Origin of the sequence: Aeromonas sp. QDB30, from assembly GCF_027707645.1 — a bacterium.
Taxonomy (GTDB): Bacteria; Pseudomonadota; Gammaproteobacteria; order Enterobacterales; family Aeromonadaceae; genus Aeromonas; species Aeromonas caviae.
Genome location: NZ_JAPCIY010000085.1, coordinates 1 through 16,598, shown reverse-complemented (window position 1 = coordinate 16,598; position 16,598 = coordinate 1). Strand labels below are relative to the sequence as shown.

Annotated in this window: 14 protein-coding genes; 13 read left to right on the top strand and 1 reads right to left on the bottom strand. The window is 63.5% G+C overall.

Features of this window, described 5'->3' with window-relative positions; all coding sequences use genetic code 11:
• Positions 1 to 1,541: methyl-accepting chemotaxis protein (locus PG896_RS18430; RefSeq protein ID WP_270836051.1), on the bottom strand; the 1,541-nt coding region annotated here is incomplete at its 3' end.
• Between the two features lie 128 nt (positions 1,542 to 1,669).
• Between PG896_RS18430 and PG896_RS18425 the strand changes: the two genes are divergently transcribed.
• The 13 genes from PG896_RS18425 (at position 1,670) to PG896_RS18365 (ending at position 16,538) form a co-directional block, all read left to right on the top strand.
• Positions 1,670 to 2,125 (top strand): YchJ family protein, encoded by a 456-nt coding sequence (locus PG896_RS18425; protein WP_080989954.1) that lies wholly within the window; start codon positions 1,670 to 1,672, stop codon positions 2,123 to 2,125.
• 221 nt (positions 2,126 to 2,346) lie between these two features.
• Entirely contained in the window at positions 2,347 to 4,026 is a 1,680-nt protein-coding gene (glpA, locus tag PG896_RS18420) for an anaerobic glycerol-3-phosphate dehydrogenase subunit A (protein ID WP_069785654.1), read from the top strand.
• Complete coding sequence (gene glpB, locus PG896_RS18415) at positions 4,016 to 5,296, top strand: glycerol-3-phosphate dehydrogenase subunit GlpB (RefSeq protein WP_052815434.1); 1,281 nt, start codon at positions 4,016 to 4,018, stop codon at positions 5,294 to 5,296. Before glpA ends, glpB begins: the two co-directional genes overlap by 11 nt.
• Before the next feature lie 51 nt (positions 5,297 to 5,347).
• Complete coding sequence (gene glpC, locus PG896_RS18410; protein WP_052815435.1) at positions 5,348 to 6,550, top strand: anaerobic glycerol-3-phosphate dehydrogenase subunit GlpC; 1,203 nt, start codon at positions 5,348 to 5,350, stop codon at positions 6,548 to 6,550.
• Between the two features lie 599 nt (positions 6,551 to 7,149).
• Entirely contained in the window at positions 7,150 to 8,595 is a 1,446-nt protein-coding gene (gene nrfA / locus PG896_RS18405) for an ammonia-forming nitrite reductase cytochrome c552 subunit (RefSeq protein ID WP_052815436.1), read from the top strand.
• Positions 8,596 to 8,646: 51 nt separating this feature from the next.
• Positions 8,647 to 9,240, top strand: a complete 594-nt coding sequence (gene nrfB, locus PG896_RS18400; RefSeq protein ID WP_052815437.1) for a cytochrome c nitrite reductase pentaheme subunit — start codon at positions 8,647 to 8,649, stop codon at positions 9,238 to 9,240.
• Positions 9,237 to 9,917: a 4Fe-4S dicluster domain-containing protein gene (locus PG896_RS18395; protein WP_052815438.1), complete on the top strand. Its 681-nt coding sequence runs from the start codon at positions 9,237 to 9,239 to the stop codon at positions 9,915 to 9,917. Before nrfB ends, PG896_RS18395 begins: the two co-directional genes overlap by 4 nt.
• Positions 9,918 to 10,004: 87 nt before the next feature.
• On the top strand, positions 10,005 to 10,958 hold the full coding sequence (gene nrfD / locus PG896_RS18390) for a cytochrome c nitrite reductase subunit NrfD (RefSeq protein WP_270836048.1): 954 nt from the start codon (positions 10,005 to 10,007) through the stop codon (positions 10,956 to 10,958).
• A 307-nt stretch (positions 10,959 to 11,265) separates the two neighbouring features.
• The gene (nrfE, locus tag PG896_RS18385; protein ID WP_052815440.1) at positions 11,266 to 13,227 is read left to right on the top strand and encodes a heme lyase NrfEFG subunit NrfE; all 1,962 of its coding nucleotides are present in this window, start codon (positions 11,266 to 11,268) and stop codon (positions 13,225 to 13,227) included.
• Positions 13,224 to 13,811, top strand: a complete 588-nt coding sequence (locus PG896_RS18380) for a DsbE family thiol:disulfide interchange protein (protein WP_052815441.1) — start codon at positions 13,224 to 13,226, stop codon at positions 13,809 to 13,811. The genes nrfE and PG896_RS18380 overlap by 4 nt, the downstream gene beginning before the upstream one ends.
• Entirely contained in the window at positions 13,808 to 14,998 is a 1,191-nt protein-coding gene (gene nrfF / locus PG896_RS18375) for a heme lyase NrfEFG subunit NrfF (protein ID WP_052815442.1), read from the top strand. The genes PG896_RS18380 and nrfF overlap by 4 nt, the downstream gene beginning before the upstream one ends.
• 350 nt (positions 14,999 to 15,348) lie before the next feature.
• Positions 15,349 to 16,269, top strand: a complete 921-nt coding sequence (locus PG896_RS18370; RefSeq protein WP_029314613.1) for a serine hydrolase — start codon at positions 15,349 to 15,351, stop codon at positions 16,267 to 16,269.
• Positions 16,270 to 16,430: 161 nt separating this feature from the next.
• Positions 16,431 to 16,538, top strand: a complete 108-nt coding sequence (locus tag PG896_RS18365) for a DUF2256 domain-containing protein (RefSeq protein ID WP_270836047.1) — start codon at positions 16,431 to 16,433, stop codon at positions 16,536 to 16,538.
• Positions 16,539 to 16,598: the final 60 nt, after the last annotated feature.

Here is a 16,598-nt window from a genome sequence, read left to right as displayed (position 1 = left end):
ACCAGCGGGGCTGACGCCCCGGCGAAATTCCCCTCCCACCTACGTCGGAGGGAGTCCCCTTTCGCATTTAAGATGGTGCCGACCGCCGCCACCATGCTGTCCAGGGAGCTGGCGATGTGGCTCGCCTCCTGCACCGTCTCCTGGCTGCGTGCCTCGCTGGCCTGCATCACCTCCACCGCCTGTTTCACTCCGCCCTGCAGGCGCTGGAGCATCTCGTTGATCTCTTTGGTGCTCTGCTGGGTACGGCCCGCGAGGGATCGCACCTCGTCCGCCACCACCGCAAAGCCGCGCCCCTGCTCGCCCGCCCGGGCCGCCTCGATGGCGGCGTTGAGGGCCAGCAGGTTGGTCTGATCGGCGATGCCGCGAATGACCTCCACCACGGAGCCTATCTTGCCGGTCTCGTGGGCGAGCTGCTCGATGACCCCGGCCGCCACATGCACTTCGTCCACCAGCCGGTTGATGCTGCCGATGGCGCTGTTCACCACCCCCCGGGCCGCATCGGACTCGCGGGCCGCATCGCTGGTGGCGCTGGCGGCGTTGGAAGCGCTCGCCGCCACCTCCTGGGCGGTGGAGCTCATCTCGGTCACCGCGGTCACCACCTGATCCGTCTCCTTGCCATGGCCCTGCATCTGCCTGTCCGCATGCTCGCTCAGGCTATGCAGCCGATCCACGGCCCCCAGCAACTGGTGGCTGGTCTCCCCCACCTGGCTCACCACCGACTGGATCCGCTCGACGAAGCGGTTGAAGGCGGCGGCCAGCTGCCCCACCTCGTCCTTGCTCTGCACCTTGAGGCGCTGGGTCAGATCCCCGTCCCCGTCGGCGATGTCATTGAGTGCGGCAACCGCATCCGCCAGCGGGCGGGTGACCCGGTTGCCGATCACCACGGTGGCCGCCAGGGTCACCCCCAGGATCACCAGGATGAACAGCACCCCGGTTTTCAGGGAGCCATACATGGTCTCCTCCCGCTCGCTGCGCAGGGTGGCCAGCTCATTGTCGATGTCGTCGATGTAGAAGCCCGTGCCCACGACCCACTGATACTTGTCGAGCACCAGATTGAAGGAGAGCTTGGGGGCATCCCGCCCGATAGAGGGCTTGTTGGTCCAGTACTCCGAGAAGCCATCTCCTTCCCGCGCCGACTTGATGATCCCCTGAATGAGGAAGGCACCCTTGGTATCCTTGTCCTGCCAGCGGTTCTTCCCCTCCATCTCGGGCCGGGTCGGCAGCAGCACGGTATTGCCCTGATAGTCGTAGACGAAGAAGTAGCCGTCGCTGCCATAGCGCAGCGGCCGCAATATCTCCTTCACCTGCTGGCGCACTTCGGGGCTGTCAGGCTTGCCGTAGCTGCCCTCGATGGCCGTCTTGGCCAGCATCAGATAACTGCTGAGCAGCGCCTTGCGCTCCTTGATTGCCCTCTCCCGCGCCACCACCAGATCCGATTCCAGATCGCTCCTGGCCACCAGGTAGTTGCTGAGATTGACCACCAGGGCCATCAGCAGCACGGGGATGGCCCCCAGTAACAGGATCTTCTGCTTAAGTGTCATTGTGTCACCCTTTGTGCTGTGTTCATTGCTGCATGATGTCTGCCTAAACGGCATGGGAAGCTGGCCGAAAGGGAAGTGCGTTCGCTACAATCCCGCCACCTTTAATTATCGACCAGATGAGCTGACTCATGAACCTATGTCCTTGCGGTTCCTCTCTTTTTCTTGCCAAGTGCTGCGGTGTACTCCACGCAGGTCAGCCCGCCGCCACCCCGGAGCAGCTGATGCGATCCCGCTACAGCGCCTTCGTGCTGGGATTGGGAGAATATCTGGTACACAGCTGGCACCCGGACTATCTGAACGGGCTGACCGCGGCCGACCTCTCATCGACCGACACCCGCTGGGATGGCCTCGAGATCCTCACCAGCCAGGGCGGCCCCGATGACACCCTCGGCATGGTGGAATTCAAGGCCTGGTTCCTGGAAGGGGACGAACGTCACTGCCTCCATGAGCGATCCCGCTTCGTGCGCCATCAGGGGCGCTGGGTCTACACCGACGGCGAGCAGGATCCGGCGCCGCTGCGGGTGGGGCGAAACGACCCCTGCCCCTGTGGCAGCGGCAAGAAGTTCAAGAAGTGCTGCGGCTGAGGTTTCCCCCACGCCGCCCTCTGGCCAGCCCCCGGGCTGGCCTTCTCCCCTCCCGTCATGCTTTCCCCTGCCCGCCTCGACGGTGACGTGAGGTTCATCACATTTCGCTCATCGCCTCACACTTAATGAGCGTTTACGAACATTAATTTGGCCCATATCAAACATTTTACGTCGTGAAGGCGCCACACTGGCCTTATCTGGAAGAGATGAGACGGGCAAGAATGAAAAGAATCACCACACAAGTCGTCATCATAGGGGGTGGCGCCACCGGCGCCGGCATCATGCGCGATTGCGCACTGCGCGGCATCGACTGCATCCTGCTTGAGCGGGACGACATCGCCGCCGGCACCACGGGCCGCAACCATGGCCTGCTTCACTCCGGCGCCCGCTACGCGGTGACGGATCAGGAGTCCGCCCGCGAGTGCATTCAGGAGAACCGCATCCTCAAGCGGATCGCCAGCCACTGCGTCGAGGACACCGGCGGCCTCTTCATCACCCTGCCGGAAGATGACATCCATTTTCAAAATACCTTCATGGACGCCTGCGCCCTGGCGGGCATCGACGCCCGCCAGCTGGATCCCGCCGAGGCGCTACGCCTTGAACCCAACGTCAACCCGGCGCTGATCGGCGCCATTCAGGTGCCGGACGGCACGGTCGACCCCTTCCGTCTGGCTGCCGCCAACGTGCTGGATGCCAAGGAGCACGGCGCCCGCATCTTCACCCACAGCAAGGTGCTGGGGCTGCTGCGCACCCAAGACAGAGTGCACGGGGTCAAGGCGATCAACACCCGCACCGGCGAAGCGTTCGAGGTGGAGTGCCAGGAGGTGATCAACGCCGCCGGCATCTGGGGCCAGCAGATCTGCGAGTACGCCGATCTCGGCATCCGCATGTTCCCGGCCAAGGGCTCCCTGCTAATCATGGATTACCGCATCAACCAGCTGGTGCTCAACCGCGCCCGCAAACCGGCGGACGCGGACATCCTGGTGCCGGGCGATACCATCTCCCTCATCGGCACCACCTCGAGTCGCATCGATTACCACAAGATTGACCAGCTCACCGTCGAGCCTGAAGAGGTGGAAGTGCTGCTGCGCGAAGGGATAAAACTGGCCCCCATCATGGCCCGCACCCGATTGCTGCGCGCCTATGCCGGGGTTCGCCCGCTGGTGGCGGTGGATGGCGACGAGTCCGGCCGCAACATTAGCCGTGGCATAGTGCTGCTGGATCACGCCGAGCGCGACGGGCTCAAGGGCTTCAACACCATCACCGGCGGCAAGCTGATGACCTACCGGCTGATGGCAGAATGGGCCACCGACTTGCTTGCCAAGAAGCTTGGCAACAGCAAACCGTGCCGCACCGCTGAACTGAGCCTGCCCGGCTCGCGGGATCCGGAGAAGGTCTCCGCCCCCGGTCTCTCGGTCCCGGCTGAAGGCTCGGCCCAGTACCGTCACGGCGAGCGGGTCATCGCCTTTTTCCGCGACAATCCCAAGGCCAACGCCCTCATCTGCGAATGCGAGATGGTGACCGCAGGTGAAATCGAATACGCCCTGCGCGAGCTGGATGTGGACAACCTGGTGGATCTGCGCCGCCGCACTCGTCTGGGCATGGGACCCTGTCAGGGGGAGCTGTGCGCCTATCGCGCCGCCGGCCTGATGCAGGAGTACGGCAAGGCCGACGGCCGCCAGGCTTGCGTCATGCTGCGCCAGTTCCTGGAGGAGCGCTACAAGGGCACCCGCCCCGTGCTGTGGGGCGATGCCCTGCGCGAAGCCGAATTTACCTACTGGATCTACGAGGGGCTGTTCGGCCTTGGCGAGTGGACGGCCCCCCACCTGGTGGCCGAGCCCCCCTTCCCGCAAGACGCCAGCACCGCCAATCCCACCAAGGAGCGCAGCCATGAAATTTGACAGCATCGCTATCGGCGGCGGCATGGCGGGCCTCTCCGCGGCCCTGCGCCTGGCCGAGGCCGGCCAGAAGACCCTGCTGATGGCCTCCGGCCAGAGCGCCCTGCACTTCTCCTCCGGCTCGGTGGATCTGCTGGAGAGCGAGGGAGATCCCCGCGCCGCCCTGCCCGCCTTTATGGCCGCCAACCCCGAGCATCCCTACAGCAAGGTGGGGCTGGCCCATATCGCGGCGAGCCTCGATGATCTGCAACGCCACTGCGCCGCCCAGGGCTTGCCGCTGTTTCGCCAGGAGCGCAACCACCAGCGGCTGACCCCCATCGGCACCCTCAAAGCCACCTGGCTCTCCCCCGACACCTGCGCCTGCGTGACCGATGCACCGGCCCCCGACGCCATCCTGCTGGCCACCCTGGAGGGATTTCGCGACTTTCACCCCGAGCTCGCGGCAGCGAATCTCGCGACCCACGCGCGCTTCGCCCACTGCCGCATCCTGACCGGGGAAATTCGGCTGCCCCAGCTGGCCGAGTTCAGCCGCAATCCCCACGAGTTTCGCTCCGCCGACATCGCCCGCCTGTTTGACAAGCAGGGCAATGGCCAGCATGACCTGCTGACGGATCTAGCCCGCGAGATCAGCCGCATGGTGCAGGAGAGCGGTGAGCCGCGCTGCCGCCACCTGGTGCTGCCCGCCTGCCTGTCGCTGGGGCTGGTCGGCCCGCGCCTGACGGAGCTGGAGCAGCGCACCGGCTGCATCATCAAGGAGGTTGCCACCATGCCGCCGTCGCTTATTGGCATGCGGATGCAGGAGGCCCTCAAGCGCCGCTTCATGGCCCTTGGCGGCACCTTCCTCACCAGCGAGCGGGTGCTGGGCGCCCGTTACGACGGAGATCGGGTCATCGGCGTGCACAGCCAGAATGGCGACGATCAACTCTTTGAAGCGGATAACTTTGTACTCGCCTCCGGCAGCTTCTTCAGCCGCGGGCTGGAGTCGCGCCTGCGCGGCATTCGTGAGCCCATCTTCAACGCCGACGTGCTGAGCCTGCCCGAGCGCGACGCCTGGGCCGGCCGCCGCCTGTTCGACCACCACCCCTTCATGGGTTTCGGGGTCAAGACCGACGACAAGCTCAGAGTGCTGCGTGGCGGCAAACCGCTCGTCAACCTCTACGGCGCCGGTAGCGTGCTGGCGCACTATGACCCCATAAAAGAAGGGTCAGGCTCAGGCGTGGCCGTTGCCACCGGCTGGCAGGCTGCCGGTCATATTTTGAGTTCAGCCCAATGACGATTTTGTCCCATATCCCGTGCCTTCACACCCAACGGGAGGAGAACTGACATGCTACTGGATCATGCCAACCAAACCTTCGATCAGTGCATCAAATGCACCGTCTGTACCGCCTACTGCCCGGTGGCCAAGGCCAACCCGGCCTACCCAGGCCCCAAGCAGGCGGGCCCGGATGGGGAGCGGCTGCGCATCAAGAGCCCGGAGCTCTTTGACAGCGCCCTCAAGTACTGCACCAACTGCAAGCGCTGCGAAGTGGCCTGCCCGAGCGGGGTGCGCATCGGCGACATCATCGCCAAGGCCAAACACCAGTACAGCGGCTTCAAACCGGGGATCCGCGAGTTCGTGCTCTCCCACACCGACCTGATGGGCAGCATGTCCACCCTGATGGCCCCGGTGGTCAACTTCACCACCGGCCTCAAGCCGATGAAGCTGGTGCTGGACAAGGCGCTGGGGGTCTCCTCCCACCGCGACCTGCCCAAATACTCCCAGGGCACCTTCCGCGGCTGGTACAAAAAGCAGAAAGCGAGTCAGGCCCGCTTTACGCGCCAAATTGCCTACTTCCACGGCTGCTACGTCAACTACAACCACCCGCAACTTGGCAAGGAGCTGGTGCAGGTGCTCAACGCCATGAACATCGGCGTCCAGCTGCTGGAGCGGGAGAAGTGCTGCGGCGTGCCGCTGATTGCCAACGGCTTCATGGACAAGGCCAAGCAGCAGGCGGCCTTCAACATCCAGCAGCTGGAGAACACCCTGCTCGGCAACGAGATGCCGCTACTAGCCACCTCCTCCACCTGCGGCTTCACCCTGCGCGACGAATACCCCCACCTGCTGGAGCAGGACAACCACAAGGTGCGCGATCGCATCTCGCTGGTGACCCGCTTCCTGTGGAACGAGTTCTACCAGGGCAACAAGCCGGCGATGAAGCCGCTCAATCTGCACATCGCCTACCACACCCCCTGCCACATGGAGAAGATGGGGGGGGTCATCTATACCCTGGAGCTGCTGCGCGCCATCCCAGGGGTCAAGGTGACGGTGCTGGACTCCCAGTGCTGCGGCATCGCCGGTACCTACGGCTTCAAGTCGGAGAACTACCAGACCAGCCAGGCCATCGGCGAGGGGCTGTTTGATCAGATAAACCGGCTCAAGCCCGATCTGGTCATCACCGACTGCGAAACCTGCAAATGGCAGATCGAGATGAGCACAGCGTTCCGCTGCGAACACCCCATCCACCTGCTGGCCCAGGCCCTGGCTTGATCCCCTTGCCACGCTAGGCCAGACGGCCCGCTCGGCAAAGAGGCCGACAAGCAAACACCAGATGGAAAAAGAGCCGGCAAGCGCCGGCTCTTTTTACTGGATCATCGTTCGAATAGGCCATGGTATCCATGGACAATCCTCTGATTGAATCCGGCAATAAGGGGATTATAATGACTCCCTCCCCTAAAGTTAATAATGCATATATATACATTAGAAATTTTCTATCCCTAAATGAATACAGCTCGCGCCATTTGACGCACATTTCCTTGCCGGACGCGGGCTGGCGGGCAACTGAGCCCACTGTCGCCAGACAACAGCGTTAACAATGGTGCAATAAGTTGAGTTTCCTCATAATTTAACCGGGATCTCATTTCCGCTTGTTGCCGGCTCCGCCAATTGATCTAGCGCAATCCCGCTCCCGATAAATCATCATTCGTTTTACCCATTTGGTAATATCCAGCTCGAGCAATCGCATAAATACATGGGTTTTATTCACTAATAACAATTAATCGGCCTGCCTGCTCCTGCCTAGTGCGGGGGCTGATGCCCACATCCAGGATGGAACGGTCAGGCTTGGCAATGAGATCGATTTGGGAGTGATGATCGTGAGTTCACACAACAGACAGACCAGGCTGGGCCTCGCCGCCCTGCTGCTTACCACCTGCCTTGGCACCAGCGGCTGGGCACAGGCGGCCGACGAGGCACAAAGCAAGGGCAAGATCGAGGCGCGCAGCGAGCTGTTCGCCAAGGATCACGCCGATCAGTTCACCAGCTGGAAAGGCACCAGCGAGAGCCGCGAGCGCACCGACGCCCTGGCGGAAGATCCGCAGATGGTGGTGCTCTGGGCCGGCTACCCCTTCTCCAAGGATTACAACAAGCCGCGCGGCCACTTCTATGCGCTGACCGACGTGCGGGAAACCCTGCGTACCGGCGCCCCCAAGACTGCCGAAGACGGTCCGCTGCCCATGGCCTGCTGGAGTTGCAAAGGCCCGGACGTGGCCCGCGTCATCGACGAGAGGGGTGAGGATGGCTACTTCAAGGGCATGTGGGCAAAAGGCGGACCGGAGATCGTCAACACCATCGGCTGCGCCGACTGCCACGACACCGCCTCGAAAGAGTTCAAGGAAGGGAAACCCGCCCTGCACCTCTCCCGTCCCTATGCCGACCGGGCCATGACCGCTATCGGCAAGCCGTTCAAGGAGCAGGGGCGCTTCGATCAGCAGTCTCAGGTGTGCGGCCAGTGCCACGTGGAGTACTACTTCAGCGGCCCCACCAAGGCGGTGAAATTCCCCTGGGACAAGGGTACGACTGTTGAGCAGATGGAAGAGTATTACGACGAGATTGGCTTTGCCGACTGGACCCATGCCCTCTCCAAGACCCCCATGCTCAAAGCCCAGCACCCCGAGTACGAGACCTGGCGCGCCGGCATTCACGGCCAGAACAACGTCGCCTGCGTCGACTGCCACATGCCCAAGGTGCAGAACGAACAGGGCAAGGTCTACACGGATCACAAGGTAGGCAACCCCTTCGATCGCTTCGATCAGACCTGCCGCAACTGCCACACCCAGAGCAAGGAGATGCTGCAAGGGGTGGTCAAGCAGCGCAAGGACGCCGTCACCGAAATCAAGCTCAAAGTCGAGAAGCAGCTGGTGCACGCCCACTTTGAAGCCAAGGCCGCCTGGGATGCCGGCGCCACCGAGGCCGAGATGAAGGACATTCTGCAGGACATCCGTCACGCCCAATGGCGCTGGGACTTCTCCATCGCCTCCCACGGGGTGCAGATGCACGCCCCGGAAGTGGCGCTGCGCATGCTGGGAACCGCCCTGGACAAGGCCGCCGATGCCCGCACCAAGCTGGCACGCCTGCTGGCCGCCAAGGGGATCAGCCACGAGATCGCCATTCCTGACATCTCCAGCAAGGAGAAGGCCCAGGCCGCTCTTGGCATGGACATGAAGCAGATGAACAGCGACAAGGCCCAGTTCCTCAAGACCACAGTCCCCGCCTGGGATGCCGAGGCCAAAGCGGCCGGACGGCTCGCACAATGACGAGGCATGCGGGCCCCCAGTGTCGGGCCCGCAGCCGGATGGAGGCTTCCTATGGGTGATTTAACAATGGATTTCTTACGACTGATGCTGATGGCAGCCATGCTGCTCACCAGCCTGCAGGGCCAGGCGGCCGATGCGGCAACCGCCCCGGCACCGACTACACATGAAGTGGAATTTCTGCGCAGTGCCGACAAGGCCTGCACCGACTGCCACAAGGAGCAGGTCGAAGGCATGCACGGCAAGCACGGCCAGGCGACCAACCCCAACAACCTGGCGCCGGTAACCTGCACCAACTGCCACGGTCAACCCTCCCCTCAACACCGGGAAGGGGTCAAGGACGTGATGCGCTTTAGCGACAGCTTCAATAACAAACAGAGTACCGAGAGCTACCCCATCGCCGAGCAGAACGGGGTCTGCATGAGCTGTCACGAGCCCAAAGTGCTGCGCGAGGCGCTCTGGGCCCACGACGTGCACGCTACCAAGCTCACCTGCACCAGCTGCCACCAGCTGCACCCGGCCAAGGAGCCCATGGTGGCGATTCCGGAGAAGTCCCGCATCAAGCTCTGCGTCGACTGCCACAGCAAGCAGCATGAGGTCGTCAAGGCGGCCAAGGCGAACACCACCTCGGGCAAGGAGGCACCATGAGCTGCTCTCGCCGTCACTTCATGGCGGGGATGAGTGCGGGGGCCCTCATCATGATGACAGGGCCGACTCGCTCCCTTGCCACCCCCCTCGCCCACAGCCAGACCATCGACGGGGTACGCTTTGGCATGATCCACGACGAGACGGCCTGTATCGGCTGTACCGCCTGCATGGATGCCTGCCGGGAGGTGAATCAGGTGCCAGAGGGGGTCTCGCGCCTCGAGATCATCCGCTCCGGCCCCATCGGCACCTTCCCCGATGCCGAGTACCACTTCTTTCGCAAGTCCTGCCAGCACTGCGACAACGCTCCCTGCGTGCACGTCTGCCCGACCGGTGCCTCCCATATCCGCAAGGAGGATGGCATCGTCGACGTCAACCCGGATCTTTGCGTCGGCTGCATGTACTGTCTGGCCGCCTGCCCCTATCAGGTGCGCTTTATCAACCCTGTGACCAAGGTGGCCGACAAGTGCGACTTTTGCCGCAGGACCAACCTGGCGGCGGGCAAGGAGCCGGCCTGCGTGGAATCCTGCCCCACCAAGGCGCTGGTGTTCGGCAATCTGGATGACCCGGACAGCCCCATCGCCAAACGGCTGGTAAAGGAGACCACCTATCGCTACAAGCAGGCACTCGGCACTTCGCCCAAGATGTACCGCGTGCCCAAAGGGGAGATAAAGTCATGACGATGCAAGAGGCATTTCACTTCCCTTCCCTTGTGTGGGGATTTGTCCGATCGCCATCTACCGCAGTAACAGAAGGAGGAATGGATCATGTTGCATGACGCATTTCACTTCCCTTCACTTGTCTGGGACTGGCCAATCGCCATCTATCTCTTTCTGCTCGGCATCTCCGCCGGGGCCACCAGCCTCTCGGTGCTGCTGCGCCGCAAGGGAGCCGGCAGCGAGAGCAGCATCATCAAGGCGACCGCCATTCTGGCGCCGGTGAGCGTGGTGCTGGGGTTACTGATCCTCATCTTCCACCTGGCCCGCCCCTGGACCTTCTGGAAGCTGATGTTCCACTACCAGTTCGACTCCGTGATGTCGATGGGGGTCATGCTGTTTCAGGTCTACATGGCGGTGCTGTTTGCCTGGCTGGCGGTGGTATTTCGGGCCGAGATCGAGACCTTGCGCAGTCACCTGCTGCAAGAGAAGTTCGCCTTTGTGGATGGTCTGATTGGCTGGCTCGCCCGCATCGAGCGGCTGCTGGCGCCGCTCTTGCTGCTGCTCGCCGTGCTCTTGGGGGCCTACACCGGCTTTCTGCTGTCGGCGCTCAAGACCTATCCGCTCTTGAACAACCCGGTGCTGCCGGTGCTGTTCCTCATCTCCGGCGTCAGCTCCGGCATCGCTTCCACCATCTTGCTGGCGGTCACCCTGTTTAAGGAGAACCATCACAGCCAGGGGGTGAGCTTTGTCCACCGCTTCGAGCGGCCGGTGCTGGCGGTGGAGGTGTTGCTGCTGGTCTGCTTCTTTACCGGCCTCTACTTCGGTGGCGGCAAGAAGGAGGCAGCCATGTGGGCCGCCATCGGCAGCGGCTTCTGGGCTCAGGTGTTCTGGCTCGGGGTGGTGGGCATCGGCATGCTGCTGCCCCAGTTGCTGGCCCTGCTGGCCCCCGCGCCGCTGCGGGCCAAAAACGGCTATCTGGTACTGGTCTGCAGCCTGACCCTGGTGGGGATCCTGCTGCTGCGCTACTTCGTGCTCTATGCCGGCCAGATGACGGTAGTTTAAAAATCGGTTCACGCTCCTGCTGCGAGGCCGTGATCAAGGCTCATGTGCTGCTCGGAATCCTCATGTATTCACATACACTCCGGTTCCTGCGCTGCTCTTTACCTTGCTGACAACCTCTCGCGACGGATAGTGAACCGGTTATTGAAAGCTGGGGATAAGCGCCAGCCGCCCTTCGGGTGACTGGCGCTTGTTTGTGGCGATGAGTTGTTGCGATTGGTTGTTGCCAGAAAGGTGGATGTTATCCCTCAGCGCCGGTACGGTGCAGACGCTGCGGCATAACATAGACAAATGATTGACTGGAGGTTGTGTGCTGGCGGAGCTCGGCTATCTCTCACTGTTGCTGGCGACCGGGCTCGCCCTGCTGCAAGGGCTGCTGCCCTGGCTGGGGCTGCGGCTCGCCTCACGCCCGCTGCTCGGCTGCGCAACACCGCTGGCCATCCTGGTCGCGCTCCTGTTGGTGGCCGCCCTGCTGCTGCTCGCCAGCTGTTTTGGCCAGGATGACTTCACCCTGGTCTATGTGGCCCAGCACGCCAACAGCGCCCTGCCCCTTGGCTTCAAGCTGGCAGCGGTGTGGGGCGGCCATGAAGGCTCCATGCTCTTTTTCGTCTTTGCGCTGGGGCTGTGGGGCGCCCTGGTGGCCCTTTGCTCCAGGCGGGTCGATCCGCTGATTACAATCCGGGTATTGGCCATCATGGGGCTGATCGTCGGGCTGTTTGGCCTCTATACCCTGATCTTCTCCAGCCCGTTTGACCGCCAGTTCCCGGGGCCGCTGGAGGGACGCGATCTCAACCCCATGCTGCAGGACATCGGCCTCATCATCCACCCGCCCCTGCTCTATCTCGGTTATGTCGGCTTTGCGGTCAACTTCGCCTTCGCCATGGCGGCGCTGCACTCGGGTCGGCTCGATGGCGCCGTAGCCCACTGGAGCCGCCCCTGGGCGCTCGGCTCCTGGGTCTTTCTCACCGCCGGCATCGTGCTGGGTTCCTGGTGGGCCTATTACGAGCTCGGCTGGGGCGGCTGGTGGTTCTGGGATCCGGTAGAAAATGCCTCCCTCTTGCCCTGGCTGCTCGGCACTGCCTTGCTGCACGCCCTGGTGGTGTGCGAGAAGCGCGGCGCTTACGGCCACGCCGTGCTGCTGCTCTCCATCTTTACCTTTTCGCTGAGCCTGCTCGGTACCTTCGTGGTGCGCTCCGGGGTGCTCACCTCGGTACACGCCTTTGCGGTGGACCCCAGCCGCGGCCTCACCCTCTTGTTGCTGCTCGGCTTGCTATTGACCTGCGCCCTCACCCTGTTTGCCCTGCGGGCGGACATTCGCGCCCCCTATGCCCGCTTTGGCTTGCTGTCAAAAGAGGGACTGCTCGGCGCCGCCATCCTGCTGCTCAGCGTGGCCTGCACCAGCGTGCTGCTCGGCACCTTCTACCCCATGGTGTTCCAGTCGCTCCATCTGGGTTCACTCTCGGTGGGCGCCCCCTATTTCAATACCATCTTCGTGCCGCTGGCCCTCTGCCTGATGGCGCTCATGACCCAACTGCCGCGCCTTCGCTGGCAGCATCTGGCAGCCCAGCGCCGCATCAAGGTGCTGCTCCCATGCCTGTTCGGCCTGCTGGGGGGCGCCTTGCTGAGCCTAGCCTATCCCGAGCCGCTGCGGGCAAGCTGGCTGGGGCTTGCGGCCAACGTGCTGAGCCTCTGGCTGATGGCCAGCCTGCTGCTCCCGCTCTTGCAACCGGTCGCCCTGCGCGAGCTCACCCTCAATCGGTTCGGCAGCCTGCTGGCCCACCTCGGGGTGGCGGTGTGCGCCCTCGGCATTGCGCAGGTGAGTTACCACAGTCAGGAGGGGGGCGCGGTACTCGCCGCAGGCCAGCCCTATCGGCTCGGCGCCTTCGAGTTTCGCTATGAGGGGAGCGAGCCGATCATCGGCCCCAACTACACCGCCCAGCGCATCACGCTTAGCGTGCACAAGGACGGTAAAGAGGTGGCGCGGCTCACCCCGGAGCGGCGTCACTACAGCGTGCGCACCATGAACATGAACGAGCCCGGCATCGCGTGGGGGCTGTTTGGCGATCTCTACGTGGTGCTTGGCGAGAAGATGGGACCCGGCGCCTATGCCATGCGGCTTCACTACAAGCCGCTGGTGCGCTGGATCTGGCTCGGCGGCCTGTTGATGATGACGGGCGGCGCCCTGCGCCTGCTCGCCCGCCGACCGCTGCTGGCTAACCATCCTGCGCCAGCGACCGCCCCCTCCCCTCGGCTTGAACAGGAGTCCTTATGAACGCCCGTCTGCGCCTGTTCGTGCCGCTCGTGCTCACCCTGGGGCTCGGTGCCCTGCTCTGTCTCGGCCTTGGCAACAACCCCTACAGCCAGGATGAGGCCGTCGCAGGGCGTACCCTGCCCGCCTGGCAGAGTGACGATCTGTTTGGCGGCGCCCCCATCCACACCGCGGCACTCAAGGGGGAGCCCTTTGTGCTCAACGTCTGGTCCAGCTGGTGCCCCAACTGCCGCGCCGAGCATTCGCTGCTGGGTGAGCTGGCCAGCGCCGTGCCCCTCTATGGCCTCAACTACCGAGACAAGGGAGACCCCGCCCGCGCCTGGCTCACCGAGGCGGGTAACCCCTATCGCGCCGTGCTGGCCGACCCCGACGGCCGACTCGCACTGGAGCTAGGCGTCTACGGCACGCCGGAGACCTATCTCTTCGCCGGCGACGGCACCCTGTTGACCCGTCATACCGGCCTGCTCACCCGGGAGATCTGGCAACGCCAGTTTGCCCCTCTACTTGCCGAGGCCCGCAGCAACACCGCTAGCCAGCCCGAAGTGGAAAGAGAAGTAGAGAAACAAGTGCAGGAGAGCAAGCCATGAGCCGTCTCGGCCACGCCCTGATCGCGCCGCTCTTGCTGGCCTTGAGCCTCGGGGCCCTTGCCAGCGGGGTCGACACCTATGAGTTTCGCCACCCCGAGCGGCAGACCCGCGCTCAGGAGCTGGCCCGCGCCCTGCGCTGCCCCCAGTGCCAGAACCAGAACCTGGTGGAGTCCAACTCCCCCATCGCCCGGGATCTGCGGCTCGAAGTCTACCGCTGGGTGGACGAGGGGCAGTCTGATGAGCAGGTGATCGCCCGCATGACGGAGCGCTTCGGCGACTTCGTGCGCTACGATCCCCCCTTCAAGCGCAGCACGGCGCTGCTGTGGGGCGGCCCCGCCCTCTTGCTGTTGCTGGCCCTCAATCGCCTGCGCAGGAGCCTGCATCGCCGGCAACCGGCGCGGGTGCCGCTTGTCGGCGACAGAGCCGAGGGGGTGCTCGCCCACGACCCCAGGGCCGAACTGAACCGGCTGATCATGGCCGAGCAGCAGGCGGGGCTTGCCCCCCACAGCCGCCTCTACCGGGAGCTGGAGCTGGCCCGCCTCGCCAACGCCACCCCAACCGCCGAGCAGGCCCTGCGCGAGCGGCTGGTAAGAGATCGCACCGCTCGTCCGCAGCTCTGGCTGCGCACCTGGATACTGCTTGGGGGCCTGCTGCTGGCGCTGATGGCCGGTATTTATGCTGGCACCGGCCGCTATCAGGCGTGGCTGGCTTATCAGTCGCGCCCCGATCCGCTGGCGGGATTGAGCCCGCGGGATCTGCAGGACAAGGAGCTGGGCGCCTTGCACCAGCGCCTGCAAGCCAACCCCGCCGATCTCGACGGCTGGGCGGCGCTCGGCCAGCTCTATCTCTATCGGGACGAGTACGACAACGCCCTGCTCGCCTACCAGCGTCTCGCCCTGCAAGAAGGGGGCGCCAGCGCTGCGACCCAGGCCGCACAGGCTACCGTGCTCTACTATCAGGCGGGCCAGCAGCTGACTCCCGAGGCAACCCGCCTGCTGGAGAGCGCCCTCAAGCAGGACAAAGGCGAGGTGAGCGCCCTGATGCTGCTCGCCTCCGATCACTTCCTGCACGGTCGCTACTCCCAGGCCATCGCCCTCTGGCAGCAGTTGCTGGACGAGGAGCGCCCCCGCATCAATCGGGCCGCGTTGATCCAGGCCATTCAGACCGCGCGGATGATGGGAGGATGACGCGGGGCAAAACGGCGATAATGCAGCGGGCCATCTTCCCTGCCGGGCGCCGTTTTTATCGCCATGGTCGCCATGAACAACCTTTTCATCATCCCAAGGCGCCGAAAGGTGCAAAAAGAGTCGTCATCTCGCCCCTCGCCAGCATATAGTGCGCCCCCGTAGTGGCGTGTCTGGCATGGCCTGACAGGCTTCTATGACTCCCTTTTGCGGGCCCAATAGCCCCGATGCGGGGGATTTCAAGGTGCGCTGGCCCATAAAATGGAAATATCCGGCCACCAGACGTTGTGAAGCGTCAATTACCGTCATATAACTTAGCCAAATGTCCCTGTGAGTCGTAGTAGAGTCAAATCATGAACCTTCGTCCTTTTCTTCCCTTGCTGCTCGGCGCCTTCCTCCTTCCCGCCAGCATGGAAAGCGCCCATGCCAACCCGTTTTCTGCGACCTCTTCTTCCACCAACAGCCTGCTCGAACCCCGCAGCAACCTACCGCTGAGATCCGATGCCTACGTGGTCGTCAACCCGAAAACCGGCGAGACCCTGGCAGAGCGCAACGCCAACCGGGTGATGTCCATCGCCTCCATCACCAAGCTGATGACAGCGCTGGTGGTACTGGATGGCAATCAGCGCCTCAACGAGACCCTCACCGTCACCATGGATGACGTGGACAGACTCAAGGGCACCGGGTCGCGCCTCGCGGTGGGCTCGCGTCTGAGTCGCGCCGACATGCTGCACATCGCCCTGATGTCCTCTGAAAATCGCGCCGCCTCCGCATTGGGACGGCACTACCCGGGTGGTCGCAAAGCCTTTATCGAGGCAATGAATGCCAAGGCCCGCATGCTCGGCATGTGGAGCACTCATTTCGCCGACAGCACCGGGCTCAACCCCCGCAACGTCTCCACCGCACACGATCTCGCCAAACTGGCTGCTGCCGCATCCACCTACCCGCTGATCCGCCAGTACACCGCCTCCGAGCAGCGTCTGGTACGCAACGGCAAGCGCCAGCTGCACTACCTCAACTCCAACCGCCTGGTACGGGAAGGAAGCTGGCCCATTCTGGTCTCCAAGACCGGTTATATCCGCGAGGCGGGGCGCTGCCTGGTGATGGGAACCCGGGTCAACAACGAGCCCGTGGTCATGGTGCTGCTTCACGCCAACACCACGGATGAACGGGTCGCCGATGCCAGAAAGATCAAGAGCTGGCTGGAAACCTCGGGCCGCATGACCCTGACGGCGCAGTCCACTCCCCAGCCCAGGCTCTTCAGCAGCCAGTAACGGCTACGAGAACAAGGGCCCCCGAACCGGCAGGTTCGGGGGCCTTTTTCATGAGTGGCAATCCCCCCCTATTGCCTCTTTCTGCTCTCCCAGTGATCCCGACCGTATGGTGCTTCGTTAAGGAGGCAGAGAGAAACCAAGGGCATCAACAGGGCCGCCACATGCACCTCAAACCCCATCTACCCGAGAAGATCTGTCCCGTCTGCCTGCGTCCTTTTGCCTGGCGGCGCAAGTGGGCCCGCTGCTGGCAGGAAGGTAAGCGCCCCTAGATCAGCACCTGTTTTTCGGACAATACGCTCGTCACACTTAACCTCATCGTTTCTTCATCG

Coding starts and splice junctions, on each gene's coding strand:
- PG896_RS18425 (WP_080989954.1), top strand. CDS start 1,670: ATGAACCTATGTCCTTGCGGTTCCTCTCTTTTTCTTGCCAAGTGCTGC.
- glpA (WP_069785654.1), top strand. CDS start 2,347: ATGAAAAGAATCACCACACAAGTCGTCATCATAGGGGGTGGCGCCACC.
- glpB (WP_052815434.1), top strand. CDS start 4,016: ATGAAATTTGACAGCATCGCTATCGGCGGCGGCATGGCGGGCCTCTCC.
- glpC (WP_052815435.1), top strand. CDS start 5,348: ATGCTACTGGATCATGCCAACCAAACCTTCGATCAGTGCATCAAATGC.
- nrfA (WP_052815436.1), top strand. CDS start 7,150: ATGATCGTGAGTTCACACAACAGACAGACCAGGCTGGGCCTCGCCGCC.
- nrfB (WP_052815437.1), top strand. CDS start 8,647: ATGGGTGATTTAACAATGGATTTCTTACGACTGATGCTGATGGCAGCC.
- PG896_RS18395 (WP_052815438.1), top strand. CDS start 9,237: ATGAGCTGCTCTCGCCGTCACTTCATGGCGGGGATGAGTGCGGGGGCC.
- nrfD (WP_270836048.1), top strand. CDS start 10,005: ATGTTGCATGACGCATTTCACTTCCCTTCACTTGTCTGGGACTGGCCA.
- PG896_RS18380 (WP_052815441.1), top strand. CDS start 13,224: ATGAACGCCCGTCTGCGCCTGTTCGTGCCGCTCGTGCTCACCCTGGGG.
- nrfF (WP_052815442.1), top strand. CDS start 13,808: ATGAGCCGTCTCGGCCACGCCCTGATCGCGCCGCTCTTGCTGGCCTTG.
- PG896_RS18370 (WP_029314613.1), top strand. CDS start 15,349: ATGAACCTTCGTCCTTTTCTTCCCTTGCTGCTCGGCGCCTTCCTCCTT.
- PG896_RS18365 (WP_270836047.1), top strand. CDS start 16,431: ATGCACCTCAAACCCCATCTACCCGAGAAGATCTGTCCCGTCTGCCTG.